This is a genomic window from Bradyrhizobium sp. USDA3010, assembly GCF_056429065.1.
In genome coordinates this window covers 1-21,512 of the sequence record NZ_JBWJZD010000010.1, presented here as the reverse complement: position 1 = coordinate 21,512, position 21,512 = coordinate 1, and the positions used below count along the sequence as shown (strand labels likewise).

The following is a 21,512-nucleotide window of genomic DNA, read 5'->3' as shown; positions in this document are numbered from 1 at the left end:
AGTTTGGTCCATTGCAGGACCATCAGGATAGGCGGCATTGCCGGCCGGGCAAATCACAAGGGTGTTCTCGATGAGCAGCAAAAAGCAGTATCGGATTGCGGTCATTCCCGGCGACGGCATCGGCAAGGAAGTGATGCCGGAGGGCCTGCGCGTCATCGAGGCGGCGGCGAAGAAGTACGGCGTCGACGTGAAGTTCGATCATTTCGACTTCGCCTCCTACGACTATTACGAGAAGCACGGCGAGATGATGCCGGCCGACTGGAAGGCCCAGATCGGCAAGCATGACGCGATCTACTTTGGTGCGGTCGGCTGGCCGGCGAAAATACCTGACCATATCTCGTTGTGGGGTTCGCTCATAAAATTCCGCCGCGAGTTCGACCAGTACGTCAACTTGCGCCCGGTGCGGCTGATGCCCGGCGTGCCGTCGCCGCTGGCAAACCGCAAGCCCGGCGATATCGACTTCTGGGTGGTGCGCGAGAACACCGAGGGCGAGTACTCCTCCGTCGGCGGCCGCATGTTCCCGGACACCGACCGCGAATTCGTCACCCAGCAGACCGTGATGACCCGCATTGGCGTCGACCGCATCCTGAAATTCGCATTCGATCTGGCGCAGTCGCGGCCGAAGAAGCATCTGACCTCGGCGACCAAGTCGAACGGCATCTCCATCACCATGCCCTACTGGGACGAGCGCGTGGAGGCGATGGCCAAGAAGTATCCCGGTGTGAAGTGGGACAAGTACCACATCGACATTCTCACCGCGAACTTCGTGCTGCATCCGGACTGGTTCGACGTCGTGGTCGGCTCCAATCTGTTCGGGGATATTCTCTCCGACCTCGGCCCGGCCTGCACCGGCACGATCGGCATCGCGCCATCGGGCAACATCAATCCGGAAGGCGATTTCCCCTCGGTGTTCGAGCCGGTGCACGGCTCGGCGCCTGACATTGCCGGGCAGGGCATCGCCAACCCGATCGGCATGATCTGGTCGGGCGCGATGATGCTGGAGCACCTCGGCGAGAAGCAGGCAGCTGCCGCCATCGTCAGCGCGATCGAGCGCACGCTCGGCGAACGCACGCTGCGCACCCGCGACCTCGGCGGCAACGCCGACACCACGGCATGCGGCAAGGCCGTCGCGGAGATGGTGGACTAGGTTCGCTGTCAACCATGGGGGCGTCCTGGCGAAAGCCAGGACCCATTACCCCGAATGCTTGTTGTCTTGAGAGGTCTAACCACCGCCCTGCGCGATGACGCAGGCCAGTGGTAATGGGTCCTGGAATCGCGCTCGCTACGCTCGCTTGTCCAGGACGACGTCGATATTGATTGCTTCGCGGTCTGCGTAGGGTGGGTCAGCCGGAGGCCCACCATTTCTTTCCTTCAAAGTCGGCGGGTTACGCTTCGCTAACCCGCCCTACGGTCTACCCCTTCACGATCCGCCGGCAATGCTCCCATGCCGCGTGGATCAGGTTCTCGCTCGCCTCGGGCGTGCGGAAGGCGGAATGCGCAGACAGCGTCACATTCGGGATCTTGGTCAGCGGGTGATCCTTCGGCAGCGGCTCGATGTTGTAGACGTCGAGGCCGGCGTGGCGGATGTGGCCGGAGTTGAGCGCATCGATCATCGCTTGCTCATCGACGATCGCGCCGCGGGCGGTGTTGATCAGCACCACGCCCTTTTTCATTTTGGCGATCTTGTCGCGCGTAATCAGGCCGCGGGTCTCGTCGTTCAGCAAGAGATGGATCGAGACCACGTCGCTGTTCGCCAGCACGGTGTCGAGTTCGGTGAATTCGACGCCCGGATGGCTCTTGGGCGACCGGTTCCAGGCGATCACCTTCATGCCGCTGCCGAGCGCGATGCGGGCAACCTCGGCGGCGATGCCGCCGAAGCCGACCAGGCCAAGCGTCTTGCCGGTGAGCTGCATGCCGTCTTCGCGCAGCCAGTTGCCGGCGCGCATCTCGCGGTCCATCTGCGCGATCACCCGCGCCGATGACCACATCAGCGCGATCGCGGACTCCGCGACCGCGGTGTCGCCATAGCCCTTGATCAGATGCACGGAGATGCCGAGCTCGGCGAGCTCTTCCGGATTCATGTAGCTGCGCGCGCCGGTGCCGAGGAACACGACATGCTTCAGGCCGGCGCACTTTTTCGCAATGTCGGTGGGCAGCGCGGTGTGGTCGACGACCGCGATCTCGGCGCCGTCGAGCACTGCAGGATAATCCTCCGGCTTGATGTCGGGGTTGCGGTTGATCCGCATCTGGGGATCGCCTGACTTCTCCAATCGCTCGGTGATGACAGCGAGCGATTCATTGGCGTCAACAAACACTGCGCGCACGAAAGCCTCCATCCGATGAGAAGTAGCGATGATCAGGATGCGACGCCGGCGAGCGCCAGCACCGTATGCATCAGGACGTTGGCGCCGGCGGCGCAATCGGTCTGCGTGGCGTCTTCCAGCTCGTTATGGCTGATGCCGTCCTTGCAGGGCACGAACACCATCGCCGCCGGCATCACCGTGTTGAGGTTGCAGGCGTCATGGCCGGCGCCGGAGGTGATGCGGCGGTGCGAATAGCCGAGCTGCTGGGCCGCGTTCTCCACCGCGTCGACCAGCTTCGGATCGAAATGCGTCGGCGCCTTGCGCCAGACCAGGTCGAGCTGGACCTCGACCTTGCGCTTTGCTGCGATCTCGGTGACGGCTGCACGCAGGTCGCGATCCAGCGCGTCCATGATCGCGGCGTCGGCGCTGCGGCAATCCACCGTGAAGGCGATCTCGCCGGGGATGACGTTGCGCGAGGGCGCTGCGATCACGGCCTCGCCGATGGTGCCGACCGCGTTCGGCCCGTGTTTCTTCGCAATGCTTTCCATCGCCAGCACGATCTCCGACAGCGTTGCCAGCGCATCGCGGCGCAGCGGCATCGGGGTGGAGCCGGCATGGCTCTCGAAGCCCGTGATCTTGCCGTCGTACCACAACACGCCCTGGCCGGAATCGACCACGCCGATGGTCTTGCCCTCGGCCTCCAGGATCGGGCCCTGCTCAATATGCAGCTCGACGAAGCTGGTGAACTTCTGGCGGCCGACCGGGGCATCGCCGCGATAGCCGATCGAGTCCAGCGCCTGCGCCACCGTGACGCCGTCGGCATCCTTGCGCGACAGGATGTCGTCGGTGGTGAAATCGCCGACATAGGCGGCAGAGGCCATCATCGCCGGCGCAAAGCGCGAGCCTTCCTCGTTGGTCCAGTTGCAGATGCAGATCGGCAGCTCGGTCTCGATGCCGGCATCGTTGAGCGTGCGCACCATCTCGAGCGCGGCCAGCGTGCCGAGGATGCCATCATATTTGCCGCCGGTCGGCTGGGTGTCGAGATGCGAGCCGACGCCGATCGGCGGCTTCGACATGTCCCGTCCTTTCCGCAAGCCGAACATCGAGCCGAGTGCATCGACCTGAACCTCGAGGCCGGCGCTCTCGCAGGCCTTGCGGAACCAGTCGCGCACCTGCTTGTCTTCGGCGCTGAGGGTTAGCCGCCGCACGCCGCCCTTTGGCGTTGCACCGAACTGCGCGGTTTCGTGGATGGTGCCCCAGAGGCGGGCGGAATCGATCTGCAGGTTGGTCGCGGCTCGGCTCATGTCGTCAGTCCATTTCAGCTGTCTTTCCGGGGCGATGCGTCAGCATCGAACCCGGAATCTCGAGATTCCGGGTTCGGCTCTTCGAGCCGTTCCGGAATGACGTTTGATTATCCGGCACTCGTTCAATGGCGCGCCGCTTCCACCGCGTCAACCGCCACGCTCGCCTGCGCGATCTGCCTGGCGAGATGGGCGACGCGCTCGATGGCGACCGCATCGGGCGAAGCGAGCCAGCTCGCGGTGAAGGTGAGGGGCGGCAGCTTGAGGTCGGTATCGAGCAGTTGCAAGCGGCCGTCGGCCAGCTCGTTCTCGACGATCGCCGACGGAATCACCGCAATGCCAAGGCCTTCATTGGCCATGTGGATCACGGTCGCGAGCGAGGTCGAGGCGTGCAGCCGGATCGGCGGCAGGTCGGGGGCGTTGAACAGCGCGCGCACGGTCTCATAGGGCTGGGTCTTGCGCGGAAATGTGATGATCGGAAACCGCGCCAGATCCCGCCGCGCCACCGGGCCGGAGCCGAGGCCGAGCGACGGACTCGCCAGGAAGCCGATCGGGTAATCGCACAGCACATGATTGTGCGCGCCGGATGCCGAGACCGGTCCGAGCACGAAGGCGAGCTCGATCTCCTGCGCCAGCAGTCGCGGGGTCAGGTTCGGCGTGATGTCGACCTCGATCTCCAGCGACAGGTTCGGGTAGATCTCGTTGACGCTCTTGACCAGCCGCGGCAGCCAGGTGTGCACGATGGTCTCCGCGACACCGAGCCGCAGCGCGCCGCGCATCGCCGAACGGTCGCCGACCTCCGCCATCATCTCCGAGCGCAGGCCGATCAGCTTCTCGGCGTAGGTCATCATCAGCCGTCCGCTCGGCGTCGGCGAGGCCACCCGGTGATCGCGGTTCAGCAGCTTGACGCCCATCTCGCGCTCGAGCTGGGCGATGCGCTGGGAGATCGCCGGCTGGGTGGTGTTGAGCCGCTGGGCGGCGCCGCGGAAGCTGCCGAGCTTGACGACCCAGAGGAAGGTTTCGATCGAGCGGAAGTCCGTCATTGGAAGCATATCCCCGATCGATAAATCTTATTTATCGATTTTGATTAGAAAGGACGATTAGACATTATATCACGCTTGGTGTTGGTTTGTCCTTGTCGAGATTATGGGCAGGAGAATCCCATGACTGTTTTTGCGGCAGTGCAGCGATCTCAGGAGCCGGTGCTCGCGAGCGTCGAAGCGCGGCACGCCAGCCGCAACGGCATGGCCTCGGCGACCACAGCCGGGCTCGCCAACGGTTTCGTCCAGGGCAATCTGGCGATCCTGCCGGAGAAGCTCGCCGGCGCCTTCCACCGCTTCTGCCAGCTCAATCCGAAGCCGTGCCCGATCATCGGCATGTCCGACGTCGGCGATCCCAGAATCCCCGCGCTCGGCCTCGACCTCGACATCCGCACCGACGTGCCGCGCTACCGGGTCTGGCGCGACGGCGAGGTGGCGGACGAGCCGACCGACATCACCAAATACTGGCGCGACGATCTCGTCACCTTCGTGCTCGGCTGCTCCTATTCGTTCGAGGAGGCGCTGCTGGAGGACGGGCTGCCGATCCGTCACATCGAACGCAACCTGCGTGTGCCAATGTACCGGACCAACATCGCCTGCCAGCCGTCGGGGCCGTTCGCGGGACCGATGGTGGTGTCGATGCGCCCGTTCAAGCCGGCGGATGCGATCCGCGCGGTGCAGATCACCTCGCGCTTCCCGTCGGTGCATGGCGCACCGGTTCATCTCGGCCACCCGCATGCGATCGGCATCAAGGATATCGCCAAGCCCGACTATGGCGATCCGGTGCCGGTGGCCGATGACGAGATCCCGGTGTTCTGGGCCTGTGGCGTGACGCCGCAATCGGTGATCGCAAGTGCGAAGCTGCCGTTCGCGATCACGCATTCGCCGGGCCTGATGCTGGTGACCGATCTCAGGAACAAGCAGTTGGCTGTGCTCTGAATAGGCAATTCGTGCAATTCATTGAGGCTTTACTGCGCGCTACAAGCATCACATCGAAAATAACAAGCTGACCTAAGGGGAATTTCGATGACGATCTCTCGCCGTAACGTGTTGCTGGGTGCCACTGCCGCCGCTGCGCTCGGTCCGATCGCCGCGCGCGCGCAGACAAGCGAAGTGGCAATCGGCGTGATCTATCCGCTGTCCGGCTCCAGCGCCGCGATCGGCGTCGACGCGCAGCACGCCTTCAATACCGCGGCCGAGATCATCAACAAGAACTATGATTTCGCGCTGCCGCTCGCCAAGGGCGAAGGCCTGTCCGGCCTCGGCGGCGCCAAGGTCCGCCTCGTGTTCGCCGATCACCAGGCCGATCCGCAGAAGGGCCGCGCCGAGACCGAGCGGCTGATCACCCAGGAGAAGGTCTGCGCCGTCGTCGGCACCTATCAGAGCGCGGTGGCCGTCACCGTCAGCCAGACCTGCGAGCGCTATGGCGTTCCGTTCATCTCGGCCGACAATTCCTCGCCGAGCCTGCATCGCCGTGGTTTGAAATACTATTTCCGCGCCTCGCCGCATGACGAGATGTTCTCGGCCGCGATGTTCGACTTCTTCGATGCGATGAAGAAGAAGGGCCAGAAGATCGAGACCCTGGCGCTGTTCCACGAGGACACCATCTTCGGCACCGATTCGGCGAACGCGCAGACCAAGCTCGCCGGCGAGCGCGGCTACAAGATCGTGGCCGACATCAAGTACCGCGCCAACTCGCCGTCGCTGACCGCCGAGGTGCAGCAGCTCAAGGCCGCGAATGCCGACGTGCTGATGCCGTCGAGCTACACCACCGACTCGATCCTGCTGGTCAAGACCATGGCGGAGCTCGGCTACAAGCCGAAGAACATCATGGCGCAGGACGCCGGCTTCTCGGAGAAGGCGACCTATGATGCGGTCGGCGACAAGCTCGAGGGCGTGATCTCGCGCGGCAGCTTCTCGCTCGACCTGGCGCAGAAGCGGCCGATGGTCGGTCTCATCAACGAGATGTACCGCGCCAAGTCGGGCAAGGACTTCAACGACTACTCGTCGCGCCAGTTCATGGGCCTGATCGTGATGGCCGACGCCATCAACCGCGCCAAGTCGACCGACGGCGAGAAGATCCGCGAAGCGCTGGTCGCCACCGACATGCCGGGCGACGTGACCATCATGCCGTGGCGGCGCGTCAAGTTCGACGAGATGGGGCAGAACAATTTCGCCGATCCGGTGTTGCTGCAATATACCGCGAAGAACTTCGTGACGATCTTCCCGGAACAGGCCGCCGTCTCCGAGGCGATCTGGCCGATGAACAGCTGATCGTTCGGACGCTTTCTCTCCGTCGTCCCGGGCAAGCGAAGCGCGACCCGAGATCCCCGCGCGAGTGCGTGCACTCATCGCGTAACACAGGCAGGCGTTTTGCGATGATTGGTTGTTGGTCCTGCTACCGATGCATTTGTGGTTATGGGTCTTGGCCTTCGCCAGGACGACGCGAGAGACACATGTTGACTGGGGCACAGCGGTGACAGCCGAGACCATTATCCAGAGTTTGGCGAGCGGCCTCCTGATGGGGTTGCTCTACGGACTGATCGCCGCCGGCCTCGCATTGATCTTCGGATTGATGGACGTCGTGAATTTCGCGCACGGCGAATTCCTGATGATCGCGATGTACGCGACCTTCTTCCTGTTCGCGTTCTTCGCGATCGACCCCTTGCTCGCGGCGCCGTTGGTCGCCGCGGCATTGTTCGTGTTCGGCGCGGTGGTCTACCTCTTGGTGGTCCGCTTCGCGATGCGCGCCAAGGCCAATGCCGGCATGGTGCAGATCTTCTCCACCTTCGGCCTTGCGATCGTGATGCGGGGCCTCGCCCAGTTCTTCTTCACGCCCGACTACCGCAGCGTCACCAACTCCTGGGTCGGCGGCAAGACGATCTCGATCGCCGGCATCTATCTGCCGGAGCCGCAGCTGATCGGCGCGATGCTGTCGATCGCGGCCTTCGTCGCGCTCTACTTCTTCATCAATCACACCGATTTCGGCCGCGCGCTCGAGGCGACCCGCGAAGACGCCGGCGCGGTGGCGCTGGTCGGCATCGACAAGAACCGGGTGTTCGCGCTCGGCTGGGGCCTCGGTGCCGCGCTGGTCGGCCTGGCCGGCGCCATCATGGCAATCTTCTTCTATGTCTATCCAGACGTCGGCGCGTCGTTTGCGCTGATCGCCTACGTCACCGTGGCGCTCGGCGGCTTCGGTAGCGTGTTCGGCGCCTTTGCCGGCGGCATCATCGTCGGCCTGGTCGAGGCGACCACCGCGATGATCCTGCCGCCGTCGCTGAAATCGGTCGGCATCTATGCCGTCTATCTCCTGGTCGTCTTCATCCGCCCACGTGGCCTGTTCGGATCGATGTGATGGACACCCACTTCGCCCAACGCCGCAGGCGTGACCTGATCGTGGCGGCCTGCCTTGCGGTGATCGCAGCGTTAGTGCCGCTGTTCGTCAAGGACGTCTACATCCAGAACATCATGGTCTTGACCCTGATGTATGCCGCGCTGTCGCAGAGCTGGAACATCCTGTCCGGCTATTGCGGACAGATCTCGCTCGGCCATGCGCTGTATTTCGGGCTCGGCGCCTACACCACCGCGCTGCTGTTCACCAAGTTCGGCGTGCTGCCGTGGTTCGGCATGCTGGCGGGCGGGGCGATCTCCGCCATGATCGCAATGGCGCTCGGCTATCCCTGCTTCCGCCTGCGCGGGCATTATTTCGTGATCGCGACCATCGTGATCGCCGAGATCGCGCTGCTGCTGATCCAGAACTGGGATTGGGCTGGCGCCGCTCTCGGCATCGATATCCCGGTGCGCGGCGACAGCTGGCTCAAATTCCAGTTCACGCGCTCCAAGCTGCCATACTTCTATTTCGCGCTGGCGCTGGCCTGCATCGCCTGGCTCGTCACCTGGTGGCTTGAGGACTCCAAATGGGGTTATTGGTGGCGGGCGGTGAAGGACAATCCGGATGCTGCCGAGAGCCTCGGCGTGGTCGTGTTCAATTCCAAGATGGGCGCGGCGGCGGTCTCCGCCTTCCTTGTCGCCGTCGGCGGCAGCTTCTACGCCCAGTTCGTCTCCTATATCGACCCCGAAAGCGTGATGGGTTTCCAGTTCTCGTTGTTGATGGCGCTGCCCGCTGTGTTGGGGGGCATCGGCACGCTGTGGGGGCCGGTGCTCGGCGCGGTGATCCTGATCCCGCTGACAGAGCTGACGCGATCCTTTGTCGGCGGTTCCGGCCGCGGCGTCGACCTGATCGTCTATGGCGCGCTGATCGTCGCGATCTCGCTGGCACTGCCGAAGGGGCTCGTCAGCGTGTTCAGCATGCTCTCCGGGCGCAAGGAGGCCGCGCGATGACGGCCCCGCTCTTGGAAACCCGCGGCGTCTGGCAGCGCTTCGGCGGCCTCATCGCCAACAGCGACGTCTCGATCTCGGTCGGGCGCGGCGAGATCGTCGGCCTGATCGGGCCGAACGGCGCCGGCAAGTCGACGCTGTTCAACCTGATCGCGGGCGTGCTGCCGCCCACCCAGGGCTCGATCATCTTCGACGGCGAGGACGTGACGAAGCTGCCGGCGGCGGAACGCTGCCAGCGCGGCGTCGGGCGCACCTTCCAGGTGGTCAAGAGTTTCGAGACCATGACCGTGATCGACAACGTCATCGTCGGCGCGCTGATCCGCAACACCAAGATGCGCATCGCGCGGCAGAAGGCCTATGAGGTCCTGGAGTTCTGCGGACTTGCGGCGCGCGCCGAAAAGCTCGCCGCCGACCTCGTGCCGTCGGAGAAGCGCCGGCTCGAAGTCGCCCGTGCGCTGGCCACCGAACCGAAGCTGCTGCTGCTCGACGAAGTGCTGACCGGGCTGACGCCGGTCGAGGCGCAGACCGGCGTCGAGCTGGTGCGCAAGGTGCGGGCCACCGGCGTCACCGTGCTGATGGTCGAGCATGTGATGGAGATCGTGATGCCGCTCGTCGACCGCGCCATCGTGCTCAATCTCGGCAAGGTGCTGGTCGAGGGCAAGCCGACCGAGGTCGTCCGCAATCCAGAAGTCATTTCTGCCTATCTCGGGGATCGTCATGCTGTCGGTGCGTGAAGTCACCACCGCCTATCAGGGCCTGGTTGCGATCTCCTCGGTGTCGATCGACGTCACCAAGGGCGAGATCGTCTGCGTCGCCGGCGCCAACGGCGCGGGTAAGTCGACGCTACTGAAATCGATCGCCGGCGCCGAGCGGCCGCGCGCCGGCACCGTCACCTTCGACGGCAAGCGGATCGACGGACAGCCGCAGCACGTCATCACCGCTGATGGCATCGCCTTCGTGCCGGAGAACCGCCGGCTGTTTCCGCGGCTCTCGGTGCGCGACAATCTGCGGCTCGGCAGCTATCTCTATCGCAGCCAATCCGACCGCGATGCGCCGCTCGATCTGGTGTTCAATCTGTTCCCGCGGCTCGGCGAGCGGCTCGAGCAGCGCGCCGAGACCTTGTCCGGCGGCGAGCAGCAGATGCTCGCGATCGGCCGCGCCCTGATGACGCGGCCGCGGCTTCTGATGCTCGACGAGCCGTCGCAGGGCATCATGCCGAAGCTGGTCGACGAGATCTTCCAGGCCGTGAAGCGCATCCGCGACGCCGGCATGACGGTCCTGATCGTCGAGCAGCGCATGGCGGAGTGCCTCGAGATCGCCGACCGCGCCTACATCCTGCAGACCGGCCGCGTGCTGATGCAGGGCACCGCGGCCGAGATCACCGGCAATCCCGACGTGCGCAAGGCGTATCTGGGGCTGTAGTTGCGGACGCGTTGCCGCAGTCGGGGTGAGCGCAGCGACATCCGGGCCAGCCCTCCCGCATGTCGCTTCGCTCATGCGGGCAAGGCGATCGACTTTGTAGGGCGGATTAGCCGAAGGCGTAATCCGCCGTGATGCCGCATACGAAAGACGGCGGATTACGCTCCGCTAATCCGCCCCACGGACTACGGACCGCCCGCTCAATGCTCATGCTCCGGCAGCCCGAATACCTTCGTCAAATCTGCCACCTGTTCGGGCGAGAGATAGCGCGGGTTCAGCCCGCGCAGCAGCAGATAGAGCTTGGCGGTTTCCTCGAGCTCCTCGGTCGCGAATACCGCCGCTTCCAGCGTGTCGCCTGACACCACGGGCCCGTGATTGGCGAGCAGCACCGATGAATATTTCCCGGCCAGGCCCCTGATCGCGTCGGCAACGCCGGGGTCGCCGGGGCGATAGTAGGGCACCAGCGCGGTTTGGCCGCATTTCATGACGTAATAGGCCGTCATCGCCGGCAGCGCCGCGCGCGGGTCGATCTCGGGCAGCATCGAAAGCGCGACCGAATGGGTCGAGTGCAGATGCACCACTGCGCCGGCGCTGGTGCGCGTCTGGTAGAGCGCGGTGTGCAGCGGCACTTCCTTGGTCGGGGCATCGCCGGAGATGAGGCGGCCGTCGGCGTCGAGCCGCGACATTTTCGCCGGATCGAGGAAACCGAGCGAGGCGTTGGTCGGCGTCACCAGCCAGCCGCCGTCGTCGAGCCGGACGCTGATATTGCCCGAGGAGCCCGGCGTCAGCCCACGCTCGAACAGCGAGCGGCCGAAGCGGCAGATATCCTCACGAAGCTTTGTTTCGCTCATCCGCTTTTGTCCACCGGTTTCGTCCGCCTGTTTTTGTCTTGGCGCTATCCGTTTTCCGCTTTGTCTCATGCTTTGGCAGCACGGCCAAGGCGTGATAGGCAAGCAGCAACGCGCGTGATCCGGAAGAGTGGAAACCCGCTTCACGTGCAATCAAGTAAAAATTTGAGGATCGCCGCATGTCGAGTTCCGCAACACCGCAGGTCGCCGTCATCGGACTGGGCTCGATGGGATACGGCATGGCGACCTCGCTCAAGCGCGCCGGCCTTGTGGTGACCGGCTGCGACGTGTCGGCCGATGCCGTGGCGCGCTTTGTGGCCGACGGCGGCAAGGGTGCAAAAACGCCGGCCGAAGCGGCCAGGGATGCCGACATCGTCGTCAGCGTCGTCGTCAATGCGGCGCAGACCGAGGCCATCCTGTTCGGCAAGGACGGTGCCGCCGAGACCTTGGCCAAGGACGCGGTCTTCATTTCCTCGGCGACCATGGATCCCGATATCGCGCGTCGGCTCGCAAAGCAGCTTGAAGCGACCGGCCGGCATTATCTCGACGCCCCGATCTCCGGCGGCGCGCAGCGCGCGGCCCAGGGCGAATTGACGATCCTCGCCTCCGGCAGCGCGGCGGCGTTCGCGAAGGCGCGGCCGGCGCTGGATGCGATGGCGGCAAAGCTCTACGAGCTCGGCGATGCCGCAGGGCAGGGCGCCGCGTTCAAGATGATCAACCAGCTGCTGGCCGGCGTGCACATCGCGGCCGCCTCGGAGGCGATCGCGTTTGCCGCCAAGCAGGGGCTCGATATCCGCAAGGTCTATGAGGTGATCACGGCCTCCGCCGGCAATTCCTGGATGTTCGAGAACCGCATCCCGCATGTGCTCGACGGCGACTACGCGCCGCGCAGCGCGGTCGAGATCTTCGTCAAGGACCTCGGCATCATCCAGGATATGGCGCGCAATGCGCGCTTCCCGGTGCCGGTCTCGGCCGCGGCGCTGCAGATGTTCCTGATGACATCGGCCGCCGGCATGGGCCGCGACGACGACGCGTCGGTGGCGCGGATGTATGCGCAGGTCACCGGCACCAAGCTTCCCGGCGCGAAATAGGAGGATCCTGCCATGCCCCGCTTTGCCGCCAACCTCACCATGATGTTCAACGAGGTCCCGTTCCTCGACCGCTTCGATGCGGCGGCGAAAGCGGGCTTCACCGCGGTCGAGTTCCTGTTTCCGTACGACCATCCGGCCGAGGAGGTCGGCAAGCGGCTCAAGGCCGCCGGGCTGACGCAGGCGCTGTTCAACCTGCCGCCGGGCGACTGGAACGCCGGCGAGAAGGGATTTGCCGCGCTGCCAGATCGTTTCGCCGATTTGCAAGCGAGCCTGAAGACCGCGCTGCCTTATGCGCAGGCGACCGGCGTCAAGCGTGTGCATCTGATGGCCGGGATCGCGGACCGCAGCGATGCCAGGGCGGTCGCGGCGTTTCGCAAATCGGTCGCGCATGCCGCCGAGTTCTTCGCGCCGCACGGCCTCGACGTCGTGATCGAGCCGATCAATCCGCGCAACGTGCCCGGCTACTTCCTCAACGACTTCATCTTCGCGCGCGACCTGATCAAGGAGGTTGATATCGCGAACCTCAAGCTGCAGTTCGACATCTACCACTGCCAGATCATCCATGGCGACGTCACGATGCGGCTGCGCGAGATGATGCCGATCATTGGCCACGTCCAGATCGCCTCGATCCCCTCGCGCAACGAGCCCGACGGCGAGGAGCTGAACTATCCGTTCCTGTTCGGTGAACTCGACCGGCTCGGTTACGGCGGCTTTGTCGGCTGCGAATATAATCCGCGCGGCAAGACCACCGACGGTCTCGCCTGGTTCAAGCCCTATGCCGGAGTGAGGCCGTGACACTCGCACTCGGTTGCATCGCCGACGACTATACCGGCGCCTCCGACCTCGCCAACACGCTGACCCGCGCCGGCCTACGCACGGTGCAGACCATCGGCGTGCCCGCCGACGATCTCGCGCTGCCGGAGGTCGACGCCGTCGTGGTGTCGCTGAAGAGCCGCTCGATCGAGGCCGGCGTTGCCGTGACACGTTCGCGCGCCGCGGAGAGCTGGCTGCGCGGCCGCGGCGCAGGGCACGTCCTGTTCAAGATCTGCTCGACCTTCGATTCCACCGATGCCGGCAATATCGGTCCGGTGATGGACGCGCTGCGCGCCGACTCCAAAGACAATATCGTGCTGGTGACGCCGGCGTTCCCGGAAACCGGCCGCACCGTCTATCAGGGCAATCTGTTCGTCGGCTCGGTGCCGCTGAACGAGAGCCCGCTGAAGGACCATCCGCTCAACCCGATGCATGATTCCAATCTGGTCCGCGTGCTGGCGCGCCAGAGCACGACCAAGATCGGCCTGATCGATCTGGCGACGCTGAGCCGCGGCACCGAGGCCGTTCGGACAAAGCTCGCCGAGCTTGCGCGCAGCGGCATCGGCGCTGCGATCGTCGACGCGGTGTTCGACCGCGACCTCGAAACCATCGGGCAGGTGGCGCTGGATCACGGTCTCTCGGTCGGCGCCTCCGGCATCGGGCTTGGATTGGCGCGGGCGCTGGTTGCCGCAGGCAAGGCCAAATCGGGTGCCGTGAATGCCGTGACCAGCGCAGCAATCGGCGGGCCGGCCGCCTGCCTCGCCGGCAGTTGCTCGCAGGCGACCCTGCGCCAGATCGCCAGCGCCGAGAAGGTGATGCCGGTCCTGCACCTCGACCCCGAGCGGGTGATCGCCGGCAAGGACGAGGCGCAGCGCGCGCTCGCCTGGGCCAAAGAGCGGCTCGGCACGGGGCCGATTCTGATCGCCAGCAGCTCGACCCCGGAGGAGGTGGCAGCTCTGCAATCCCGTCATGGCCGTGATGCAGCCGGACATGCGATCGAGCAGGCGATGGCCGACATCGCGGAGGGGCTGGTGCGGTCGGGCGTGCACAGGCTGGTGGTCGCCGGTGGTGAAACTTCAGGCGCCGTGGTCGACCGCCTGGGTATCCCGGGATTCCTGGTCGGTGCGGAAATCGCTGCGGGCGTGCCGGTTCTGCGCGCGGTCGGCGCTGGAAAGGGCGAGATGGTGCTTGCCCTGAAATCAGGCAATTTCGGCGGGCCGGAGTTCTTCTCGGACGCGCTGGCATTGATGCCTTGATGCGCCCGCCGCGCATCATGTCGCGGCGGTGACGGGCATCTCCGTAGTTCAACGGGGAACCAAATTAACCCTACTTAAGGAGGGGGGCTGGCTTTGATGTCTACGGCGTTGCGCCGCGCCCCCAGCCATTCGATCGGGCCTCGCGAGCCCGATATCCAAGAGACCTCAAGATGTTCGCCAAATTCTCGATCCGCGCCAAGATCATTGCCGTGGTGTCCTTCCTGCTTGTCGCAATGGCGGGCATGGGCCTGCTGTCGGTCACGAGCATGCGGTCGATCAATGCCAACACGGTGGATATCACGAAGAACTGGCTACCGAGCGTGCGTGCGCTTGGGGATCTGCGCGCCGGCGCCATCACCTACCGCAACGTGATCCGCGAGCACATGCTGGTCGAGACGCTGGAGGAGAAGCTCGCGCAGGAGAAGACCCTGGCGTCGGTGGTCGAAGCCAACACCAAGGTCCGCGCGATCTACGAGCCGATGATCACCTTGCCGGAAGAGCGGGCGCTCTACAATCAATGGGTCGACACCTGGACCCGCTACCAGAAGGGCACCGAGGAGGTGATGGCGCTGTCGCGCAAGGAGGTCGGCAAGGTCCCGCACGAAGCGCATGAGCTGAACGCCAAAACCGTGAACAAGATCGGCCTCGAGGCGGACGAGATCCTGCGCAAGGATATCGACCTCAACAACGCCGGTGCCGACAAGGCGGCGCAGGATGCTGCGAACAGCTACGCATCGGCGTTCATGCTGCTTGCGATCATGCTCGGCGCCGTCATCATCGTGGGCGCCGGTATCGGCTTCCTGATGATCCGCGACGTGACGTCCGGCATCGCCTCGATCGTGAGCCCGATGCAGGCGCTCGGCCGCGGTGACCTCACCGCAATCGTGCCGCACCAGGGCGAGAAGACCGAGATCGGCGCGATGGCCGACACGCTGCAGGTGTTCAAGGAAGCCCTGGTTGCCAAGAAGGCCGCCGATGAGGCCGCCGCCGCCGACGCGGAAGCCAAGATCGAGCGCGGCCGCCGGGTCGATACCATCACCCGCAATTTCGAGCAGATGATCGGTGAGATCGTGCAGACCGTGTCGTCGGCCTCGACCCAGCTCGAAGCTTCGGCCAGCACGCTGTCGTCGACCGCACGGCGGTCGCAGGAACTGACCACTTCGGTTGCCGCTGCGTCCGAGGAGGCCTCGACCAACGTGCAGTCGGTGGCGTCTGCGACCGAAGAGCTGTCGTCGTCGGTGACCGAGATCAGCCGCCAGGTGCAGGAGTCGGCGCGGATGGCGGGCGATGCCGTCGGCCAGGCGCGCACCACCAACGATCGCGTCAGCGAGTTGTCGAAGGCCGCCGCGCGGATCGGCGACGTCGTCGAACTGATCAACACGATTGCCGGCCAGACCAACCTGCTGGCGCTGAACGCCACCATCGAGGCGGCGCGCGCCGGTGAAGCCGGCCGCGGCTTCGCGGTCGTGGCCTCCGAGGTGAAGGCGCTGGCCGAGCAGACCGCGAAGGCCACCGGCGAGATCGGTCAGCAGATCGCCGGCATCCAGACCGCGACCCAGGAGTCGGTCGGCGCGATCAAGGAGATCTCGTCGACCATCGAGCGGCTGTCGGAGATCTCCTCCACCATTGCCGCCGCGGTCGAAGAGCAGGGTGCCGCGACGCAGGAGATTTCCCGCAACGTGCAGCAGGCGGCGCAGGGCACCCAGCAGGTCTCGGCCAACATCACCGACGTGCAGCACGGCGCCAACGAAACCGGCTCGGCTTCGACCCAGGTGCTGTCGGCGGCGCAGTCGCTCTCGGGTGACAGCAACCGCCTCAAGCTCGAGGTCGGCAAATTCCTCGACGCCGTCCGCGCGGCCTGACGCCGGGCGAGCCTTTGACCATCGAATATGCCCGGCCGACCGGCCGGGCATTGTTCTTTGCGTGGATACGGTGACCGGCTCGGCGTCGGGCCAGGTGGTGCTGTCGGCGGCGCAGTCGCTCTCGGGCGACAGCAGCCGCCTCAAGCTCGAAGTCGGCAAGTTCCTCGACGCCGTCCGCGCGGCCTGATCCGGCGCCGCCTGGGCGGCCATACAGGCATCGTTGTCGGGGCAACCGATCCTGGCGTGGTGAGCCGGCCGGCCCACCACGCTTTACATTTTCGCAGAGCAGCGATGCGCCAGCCTCGTGACGGCCGAAACGGCGTGCTCGGCCAGCGCATATTCGCAGCAGAGCCGTCTCTTTTTTGACGATGATACGAGCGCGATCAGCGGCACCGCGTCCAGCGTACCCGATCGGAGCGCACGGCTTCACGTACTATGCCAAGGAAGTGAAGGCCGCCGCGGCTCCGCAGGTTGGCGTTTTGCCCGTCATCGGGTAAATCGGCCGCTGCGGAACGGCTTTTGCAATGTCGATTCCGCTGCCCGGGGCGGGCTTCATTTCGGGAATGCTGCTTTTATGATCGCACTGGTCCGTATCGCGCTGAGCCGGCCATATACTTTCGTCGTGCTCGCGATCCTGCTCTTGATCATCGGACCGCTGGCCGCACTGCGCACGCCGACCGACATCTTTCCCGACATTCGTATCCCCGTGATCGGCGTGGTCTGGCAGTACACCGGTCTGCCGCCCGACCAGATGGCCGGCCGCATCACTTCGCCGTTCCAGCGCGCGCTGACCACGACGGTCAACGACATCGAGCACATCACCGCCAACTCGTATAACGGGTTCGGCATCATCAAGATCTTCTTCCAGCCCAATGTCGACATCCGCACCGCCAACGCGCAGGTCACCGCGATTTCGCAGACCCTGCTCAAGCAGATGCCGCCGGGCGCGACGCCGCCGCTGATCCTGAACTACAGCGCCTCGACGGTTCCGATCATCCAGGTCGCATTGTCGGGCGAAGGCCTGACCGAGCAGAACCTCGCCGACATCGGCATCAACCAGCTGCGCACGCCGCTGGTCACGGTGCCTGGCGCTGCGATCCCCTATCCGTTCGGCGGCAAGCAGCGCCAGGTCCAGATCGATCTCAATTCGACCGCGCTGCAGGCGCGCGGCCTGTCCGGCCAGGACGTCGCCAACACGCTCGCGGCACAGAACCTGATCACGCCGGTCGGCACGCAGAAGATCGGCAATTTCGAATACACCGTAAACCTGAACAACTCGCCGCTCCGGATGGAGGAACTCGGCGACCTGCCGATCAAGCAGGTCAACGGCGCAATGGTCTATGTGCGTGACGTCGCCACCGTCCGCGACGGCAACCCGCCGCAGACCAACATCGTCCATGTCGACGGCAACCGTTCGGTGCTGATGATGGTGCTAAAGGCCGGCGCCACCTCGACGCTCGATATCATCTCCGGCATCAAGCAGAAGGTGATCGACGTCAAGGATCAGATGCCGGACGCGCTGAAGATCGGCTTCATCGGCGACCAGTCGGTATTCGTCCGCGGTGCGATCACCGGCGTCGCCTTCGAGGGCGTGATCGCCGCGCTGCTCACCAGTGTGATGATCCTGCTGTTCCTCGGCAGCTGGCGCTCGACCGTCATCATCGCGGTGTCGATCCCGCTGTCGGTGCTCGGGGCCATCATCATGCTGTCCCTGATCGGCGAGACGCTGAACATCATGACGCTCGGCGGCCTTGCGCTCGCGGTCGGCATCCTGGTCGACGACGCCACGGTGACCATCGAGAACATCAACTACCATCTCGAGCAGGGCAAGCCGGTCGAGCAATCGATCCTCGACGGCGCCAACCAGATCGTGACGCCGGCCTTCGTCTCGCTGCTCTGTATCTGCATCGTGTTTGTGCCGATGTTCTTCCTGACCGGCGTGGCGCGCTTCCTGTTCGTGCCGATGGCCGAAGCTGTCATGTTCGCGATGATCTGGTCGTTCATCCTGTCGCGCACTTTGGTGCCGACCATGGCGAACTATTTGCTGCAGGCGCATGTCCATCACGAGGGCGCGCCGCCGAAATCGCGCAATCCGCTGGTCTGGTTCCAGCGCAGCTTCGAGGCGCGGTTCGAGCGCATCCGCGGCGGCTATCGCGGCCTGCTCGAGATGGCGCTCGGCCACCGCAAGGTGTTCGTCGGCGGCTTCCTCGCGGTGGTTGCCGCGTCGTTCGTGCTGGTGCCGTTTCTGGGGCGCAACTTCTTTCCGTCGGTCGATGCCGGCAACATCCTGATGCATGTCCGCACCCAGGTCGGCACCCGTGTCGAGGAGACCGCCAACCAGCTCGCCGACATCCAGAAGGCGATCCGCAAGCTGGTCCCCGGCGAGATCGAGACCATGACCGACAACATCGGCATGCCGATCTCCGGCATCAACATGACCTACAACAACACCGGCGTGATCGGTCCGCAGGACGGCGACATCCAGATCCGCCTCAAGGAAGGCCACAAGCCGACCGAGCAGCATGTCCGCACGCTGCGTGAACAGTTGCCGCGGCTGTTTCCGGGCACCAGCTTCGCGTTCCTGCCGGCCGACATCGTCAGCCAGATCCTGAACTTCGGCGCGCCGGCGCCGATCGATTTGCAGATCCGCGGCGCCAACCTCGATGCCAATTTCGCCTACGCCAACAAGCTATTGGCGAAGATCAAGCGCATCCCCGGCATTGCCGACGCGCGGATCCAGCAGTCGCCGAACAATCCGACCTTCAACATCGATGTCGATCGCACCCGCGCGCAATATGTCGGCCTGACCGAGCGCGACGTCACCAACTCGCTGGTCGTCAACCTTGCCGGCTCCTCGCAGGTCGCGCCGACCTACTATCTCAATCCCGACAACGGCGTGTCCTATTCCATCGTGATGCAGACGCCGCAATACCAGATCGACTCGCTGAGCGCGCTGCAGACGCTGCCGATCACCGCGACCGGCAACACCCAGGCGCCGATCCTCGGCGGCATCGCCGACATCAAGCGCGCGACCTCGAGCGCGGTGGTGTCGCAATACGACATCCAGTCGCTGGTGCAGATCTACGCCACGACGCAGGGCCGCGATCTCGGCGGCGTCGCGACCGACGTGCGCCAGCTGATTGCTGACACCGCAAAGGAAGTGCCGAAGGGCTCCTCCGTGGTGCTGCTCGGCCAGGTGCAGACCATGAACTCGGCCTTCACTGGCCTCTTGTTCGGCCTGCTCGGCGCGGTCGTCTTGATCTACTTCCTGATCGTGGTGAACTTCCAGTCCTGGTCGGACCCGTTCGTGATCATCACGGCGTTGCCCGCAGCACTCGCCGGCATCGTCTGGATGCTGTTCACGACCCAGACCACGCTGTCGGTTCCGGCGCTGACCGGCGCCATCATGTGCATGGGCGTTGCGACCGCCAACAGCGTGCTCGTGATCAGCTTTGCCCGCGAGCGCTATGAGGAACTTGGCGATCCCGTCGCGGCCGCGCTGGAGGCCGGATTTGTCCGCTTCCGCCCAGTGCTGATGACCGCGCTCGCCATGATCATCGGCATGGCGCCGATGGCGCTGGGGCTCGGCGAGGGCGGCGAGCAGAACGCGCCGCTGGGCCGCGCCGTGATCGGCGGCCTGATCTTTGCAACCTTCGCGACGCTGATGTTTGTTCCCGTGGTATTCAGTATGGTACACAAGAAACAAGGCGCCAAAGCCGCCGCCTCATCGGAGATTCCGCATGCAGCCCACTGAACAGCGCCCACCGGTGTCTCGCCGGAGATTGGGCATATTCGGCGTGGTTGCACTGGTCGGCGCCGGGCTGATCGTCGGCACCGGCATCCGCGCCCGTGAGGAGCAGGACACAAGGTTGAAGGAATGGACCGACGACCAGGCCATTCCGACGGTCGCCGTGGCGCTGCCGAACGCCAAGGCGCTGAGCCCCACGATCGACCTGCCGGGCCGGCTCGAGGCCTATTCCCGCGCACCGATCTTCGCGCGGGTTTCCGGCTATCTCAAGAGCTGGGACGCCGACATCGGGGCCCGCGTCAAGGCCGGCCAGGTGATCGCCGAGATCGAGGCACCCGACCTTGACCAGCAATTGCTGCAGGCGCGCGCCGATCTCGCCAGTGCCCAGGCCTCAGCCAAGCTCTCCGAGGCGACGCTGACCCGGCGCAAGACGCTGGTCGCCTCGAACTTCGTCTCCGCCCAGGAGATCGACGAGCGCACCGCCGACCTCTCCAACAAGAACGGTGCGGTCAGGTCCGGCCAGGCCAATGTCGAGCGGCTGGAAGCGCTCGCCGGTTACAAGAAGATCACGGCGCCGTTCGACGGCGTGGTGACCTCGCGCGACACCGACGTCGGCGCGCTGATCAACGCCGGCGGCAACTCGGGTCCCGCGATGTTCACGATCTCGGACATCACCAAGCTGCGCGTCTACGTCAACGTGCCGCAGAACTACGTCCCGGCGATCAAGATCGGCGCCAAGGCCTCCTTGGTGTTGCCGGATTACCCGAACCGCACGTTCCAGGCGACGGTGGAAGCCTCCTCGCAGGCGGTCGATGTCGCCTCCGGCACCACGCGGATGCAACTCGGGCTCGACAACTCCTCCGGCGAGCTGATGCCGGGCAGCTACGCCAGCGTGAAGCTCAATTTGCAGCGCGAGGCCGCGCCGCTCAGCATTCCCGCCAGCGCGCTGATCTTCAACGGCAACGGCCTGCGGGTCGCAACCGTCAGCCCTGATGACAAGGTGCTGTTCAAGACCGTCAAGATTGGCCGCGACCTCGGCAAGGAGATCGAGATCGCCTCGGGCCTCGCCCCCGACGACCGCATCATCACCGCCCCGCCGGACGGCCTCGCCGACGGCGATCATGTCCGCGTGACCGGTGTCGGCGCCAAGGGCAAGCCGACAACGGCGTCAGAAAAGCAGGATGTGAAGGGGTAGGGCGCGTAGCGCTCGCCTCTAACCTCGCCCCGCTTGCGGGGAGAGGTCGGATCGCATCGTCAGATGCGATCCGGGTGAGGGGGTACAGGTCTCACGGCGAGCAGAACTCGCGGAAGCGGCCCCTCACCCCAACCCTCTCCCCGCAAGAGCGGGGCGAGGGAGCTTAGAGACCTAGCCCGTCTTATTCATGATTGCCGGGCGGGGCAGCTGGAACATTTCCGGTCGGGGTGAAGGCGCGCGCGAACGCTTCGGCTTTTTCGCCGCTTTTCGACCCGACTTCGTGAACGCGTTGGAGGAC

Annotated in this window: 18 protein-coding genes; 14 read left to right on the top strand and 4 right to left on the bottom strand. The window is 65.0% G+C overall.

Translation table 11 applies throughout. The features are described from left to right. Positions 1-70: 70 nt before the first annotated feature. On the top strand, positions 71-1,147 hold the full coding sequence (locus AC066Y_RS17450) for a tartrate dehydrogenase (RefSeq protein ID WP_478274943.1): 1,077 nt from the start codon (positions 71-73) through the stop codon (positions 1,145-1,147). 265 nt (positions 1,148-1,412) lie between these two features. On the opposite strand, the gene AC066Y_RS17445 is transcribed toward AC066Y_RS17450, so the two are convergent. From AC066Y_RS17445 to AC066Y_RS17435, 3 genes are all read right to left on the bottom strand, one after another. Then, a complete protein-coding gene (locus AC066Y_RS17445; protein ID WP_478274942.1) occupies positions 1,413-2,324 on the bottom strand; it encodes an NAD(P)-dependent oxidoreductase in 912 nt (303 codons plus the stop codon). 32 nt (positions 2,325-2,356) lie between these two features. Then, positions 2,357-3,607, bottom strand: a complete 1,251-nt coding sequence (locus tag AC066Y_RS17440) for an allantoate amidohydrolase (protein WP_478274941.1) — start codon at positions 3,605-3,607, stop codon at positions 2,357-2,359. Positions 3,608-3,729: 122 nt separating this feature from the next. After that, the gene (locus tag AC066Y_RS17435) at positions 3,730-4,647 is read right to left on the bottom strand and encodes a LysR family transcriptional regulator (RefSeq protein ID WP_092125043.1); all 918 of its coding nucleotides are present in this window, start codon (positions 4,645-4,647) and stop codon (positions 3,730-3,732) included. A gap of 120 nt (positions 4,648-4,767) precedes the next feature. Here AC066Y_RS17435 and AC066Y_RS17430 point away from each other — a divergent pair, with 120 nt between their 5' ends. From AC066Y_RS17430 to AC066Y_RS17405, 6 genes are all read left to right on the top strand, one after another. Then, positions 4,768-5,583, top strand: a complete 816-nt coding sequence (locus AC066Y_RS17430) for a putative hydro-lyase (RefSeq protein WP_478274940.1) — start codon at positions 4,768-4,770, stop codon at positions 5,581-5,583. Between the two features lie 87 nt (positions 5,584-5,670). Continuing rightward, positions 5,671-6,918: an ABC transporter substrate-binding protein gene (locus AC066Y_RS17425; protein ID WP_478274939.1), complete on the top strand. Its 1,248-nt coding sequence runs from the start codon at positions 5,671-5,673 to the stop codon at positions 6,916-6,918. Positions 6,919-7,120: 202 nt separating this feature from the next. Beyond that, on the top strand, positions 7,121-7,999 hold the full coding sequence (locus tag AC066Y_RS17420; protein WP_478274938.1) for a branched-chain amino acid ABC transporter permease: 879 nt from the start codon (positions 7,121-7,123) through the stop codon (positions 7,997-7,999). After that, positions 7,999-8,985 carry a branched-chain amino acid ABC transporter permease gene (locus AC066Y_RS17415; protein ID WP_478274937.1) on the top strand — a complete coding sequence of 329 codons (987 nt, stop codon included), beginning with the start codon at positions 7,999-8,001 and terminating at the stop codon, positions 8,983-8,985. The genes AC066Y_RS17420 and AC066Y_RS17415 overlap by 1 nt, the downstream gene beginning before the upstream one ends. Next, a complete protein-coding gene (locus AC066Y_RS17410; protein ID WP_478274936.1) occupies positions 8,982-9,716 on the top strand; it encodes an ABC transporter ATP-binding protein in 735 nt (244 codons plus the stop codon). The genes AC066Y_RS17415 and AC066Y_RS17410 overlap by 4 nt, the downstream gene beginning before the upstream one ends. Next, entirely contained in the window at positions 9,700-10,404 is a 705-nt protein-coding gene (locus AC066Y_RS17405; protein WP_212311178.1) for an ABC transporter ATP-binding protein, read from the top strand. The genes AC066Y_RS17410 and AC066Y_RS17405 overlap by 17 nt, the downstream gene beginning before the upstream one ends. Positions 10,405-10,601: 197 nt before the next feature. Here AC066Y_RS17405 and otnC read toward each other — a convergent pair whose 3' ends face one another. Beyond that, positions 10,602-11,252, bottom strand: a complete 651-nt coding sequence (gene otnC / locus AC066Y_RS17400; RefSeq protein WP_478274935.1) for a 3-oxo-tetronate 4-phosphate decarboxylase — start codon at positions 11,250-11,252, stop codon at positions 10,602-10,604. Between the two features lie 176 nt (positions 11,253-11,428). Here otnC and ltnD point away from each other — a divergent pair, with 176 nt between their 5' ends. From ltnD to AC066Y_RS17365, 7 genes are all read left to right on the top strand, one after another. Beyond that, complete coding sequence (ltnD, locus tag AC066Y_RS17395) at positions 11,429-12,340, top strand: L-threonate dehydrogenase (protein ID WP_478274934.1); 912 nt, start codon at positions 11,429-11,431, stop codon at positions 12,338-12,340. Positions 12,341-12,352: 12 nt separating this feature from the next. Then, the gene (gene otnI, locus AC066Y_RS17390) at positions 12,353-13,135 is read left to right on the top strand and encodes a 2-oxo-tetronate isomerase (RefSeq protein WP_478274933.1); all 783 of its coding nucleotides are present in this window, start codon (positions 12,353-12,355) and stop codon (positions 13,133-13,135) included. After that, positions 13,132-14,409 carry a 3-oxo-tetronate kinase gene (otnK, locus tag AC066Y_RS17385; protein WP_478274932.1) on the top strand — a complete coding sequence of 426 codons (1,278 nt, stop codon included), beginning with the start codon at positions 13,132-13,134 and terminating at the stop codon, positions 14,407-14,409. Before otnI ends, otnK begins: the two co-directional genes overlap by 4 nt. Before the next feature lie 170 nt (positions 14,410-14,579). Beyond that, positions 14,580-16,271: a methyl-accepting chemotaxis protein gene (locus AC066Y_RS17380; RefSeq protein WP_478274931.1), complete on the top strand. Its 1,692-nt coding sequence runs from the start codon at positions 14,580-14,582 to the stop codon at positions 16,269-16,271. 61 nt (positions 16,272-16,332) lie between these two features. After that, positions 16,333-16,458, top strand: a complete 126-nt coding sequence (locus tag AC066Y_RS17375; protein WP_478275127.1) for a hypothetical protein — start codon at positions 16,333-16,335, stop codon at positions 16,456-16,458. A gap of 387 nt (positions 16,459-16,845) precedes the next feature. Further along, the gene (locus tag AC066Y_RS17370; RefSeq protein WP_478274930.1) at positions 16,846-20,025 is read left to right on the top strand and encodes an efflux RND transporter permease subunit; all 3,180 of its coding nucleotides are present in this window, start codon (positions 16,846-16,848) and stop codon (positions 20,023-20,025) included. Beyond that, positions 20,012-21,214 carry an efflux RND transporter periplasmic adaptor subunit gene (locus AC066Y_RS17365; RefSeq protein ID WP_478274929.1) on the top strand — a complete coding sequence of 401 codons (1,203 nt, stop codon included), beginning with the start codon at positions 20,012-20,014 and terminating at the stop codon, positions 21,212-21,214. The genes AC066Y_RS17370 and AC066Y_RS17365 overlap by 14 nt, the downstream gene beginning before the upstream one ends. The last annotated feature ends 298 nt before the right edge of the window (positions 21,215-21,512 follow it).

What these genes read in the sequence shown, in the direction of transcription:
- AC066Y_RS17365 (WP_478274929.1), top strand. Translation starts at nt 20,012, where the DNA reads ATGCAGCCCACTGAACAGCGCCCACCGGTGTCTCGCCGGAGATTGGGC.
- AC066Y_RS17410 (WP_478274936.1), top strand. Translation starts at nt 8,982, where the DNA reads ATGACGGCCCCGCTCTTGGAAACCCGCGGCGTCTGGCAGCGCTTCGGC.
- AC066Y_RS17405 (WP_212311178.1), top strand. Translation starts at nt 9,700, where the DNA reads ATGCTGTCGGTGCGTGAAGTCACCACCGCCTATCAGGGCCTGGTTGCG.
- AC066Y_RS17370 (WP_478274930.1), top strand. Translation starts at nt 16,846, where the DNA reads ATGATCGCACTGGTCCGTATCGCGCTGAGCCGGCCATATACTTTCGTC.
- AC066Y_RS17425 (WP_478274939.1), top strand. Translation starts at nt 5,671, where the DNA reads ATGACGATCTCTCGCCGTAACGTGTTGCTGGGTGCCACTGCCGCCGCT.
- ltnD (WP_478274934.1), top strand. Translation starts at nt 11,429, where the DNA reads ATGTCGAGTTCCGCAACACCGCAGGTCGCCGTCATCGGACTGGGCTCG.
- AC066Y_RS17430 (WP_478274940.1), top strand. Translation starts at nt 4,768, where the DNA reads ATGACTGTTTTTGCGGCAGTGCAGCGATCTCAGGAGCCGGTGCTCGCG.
- otnC (WP_478274935.1), bottom strand. Translation starts at nt 11,252, where the DNA reads ATGAGCGAAACAAAGCTTCGTGAGGATATCTGCCGCTTCGGCCGCTCG.
- AC066Y_RS17450 (WP_478274943.1), top strand. Translation starts at nt 71, where the DNA reads ATGAGCAGCAAAAAGCAGTATCGGATTGCGGTCATTCCCGGCGACGGC.
- AC066Y_RS17380 (WP_478274931.1), top strand. Translation starts at nt 14,580, where the DNA reads ATGTTCGCCAAATTCTCGATCCGCGCCAAGATCATTGCCGTGGTGTCC.
- AC066Y_RS17415 (WP_478274937.1), top strand. Translation starts at nt 7,999, where the DNA reads ATGGACACCCACTTCGCCCAACGCCGCAGGCGTGACCTGATCGTGGCG.
- otnI (WP_478274933.1), top strand. Translation starts at nt 12,353, where the DNA reads ATGCCCCGCTTTGCCGCCAACCTCACCATGATGTTCAACGAGGTCCCG.
- AC066Y_RS17440 (WP_478274941.1), bottom strand. Translation starts at nt 3,607, where the DNA reads ATGAGCCGAGCCGCGACCAACCTGCAGATCGATTCCGCCCGCCTCTGG.
- AC066Y_RS17435 (WP_092125043.1), bottom strand. Translation starts at nt 4,647, where the DNA reads ATGACGGACTTCCGCTCGATCGAAACCTTCCTCTGGGTCGTCAAGCTC.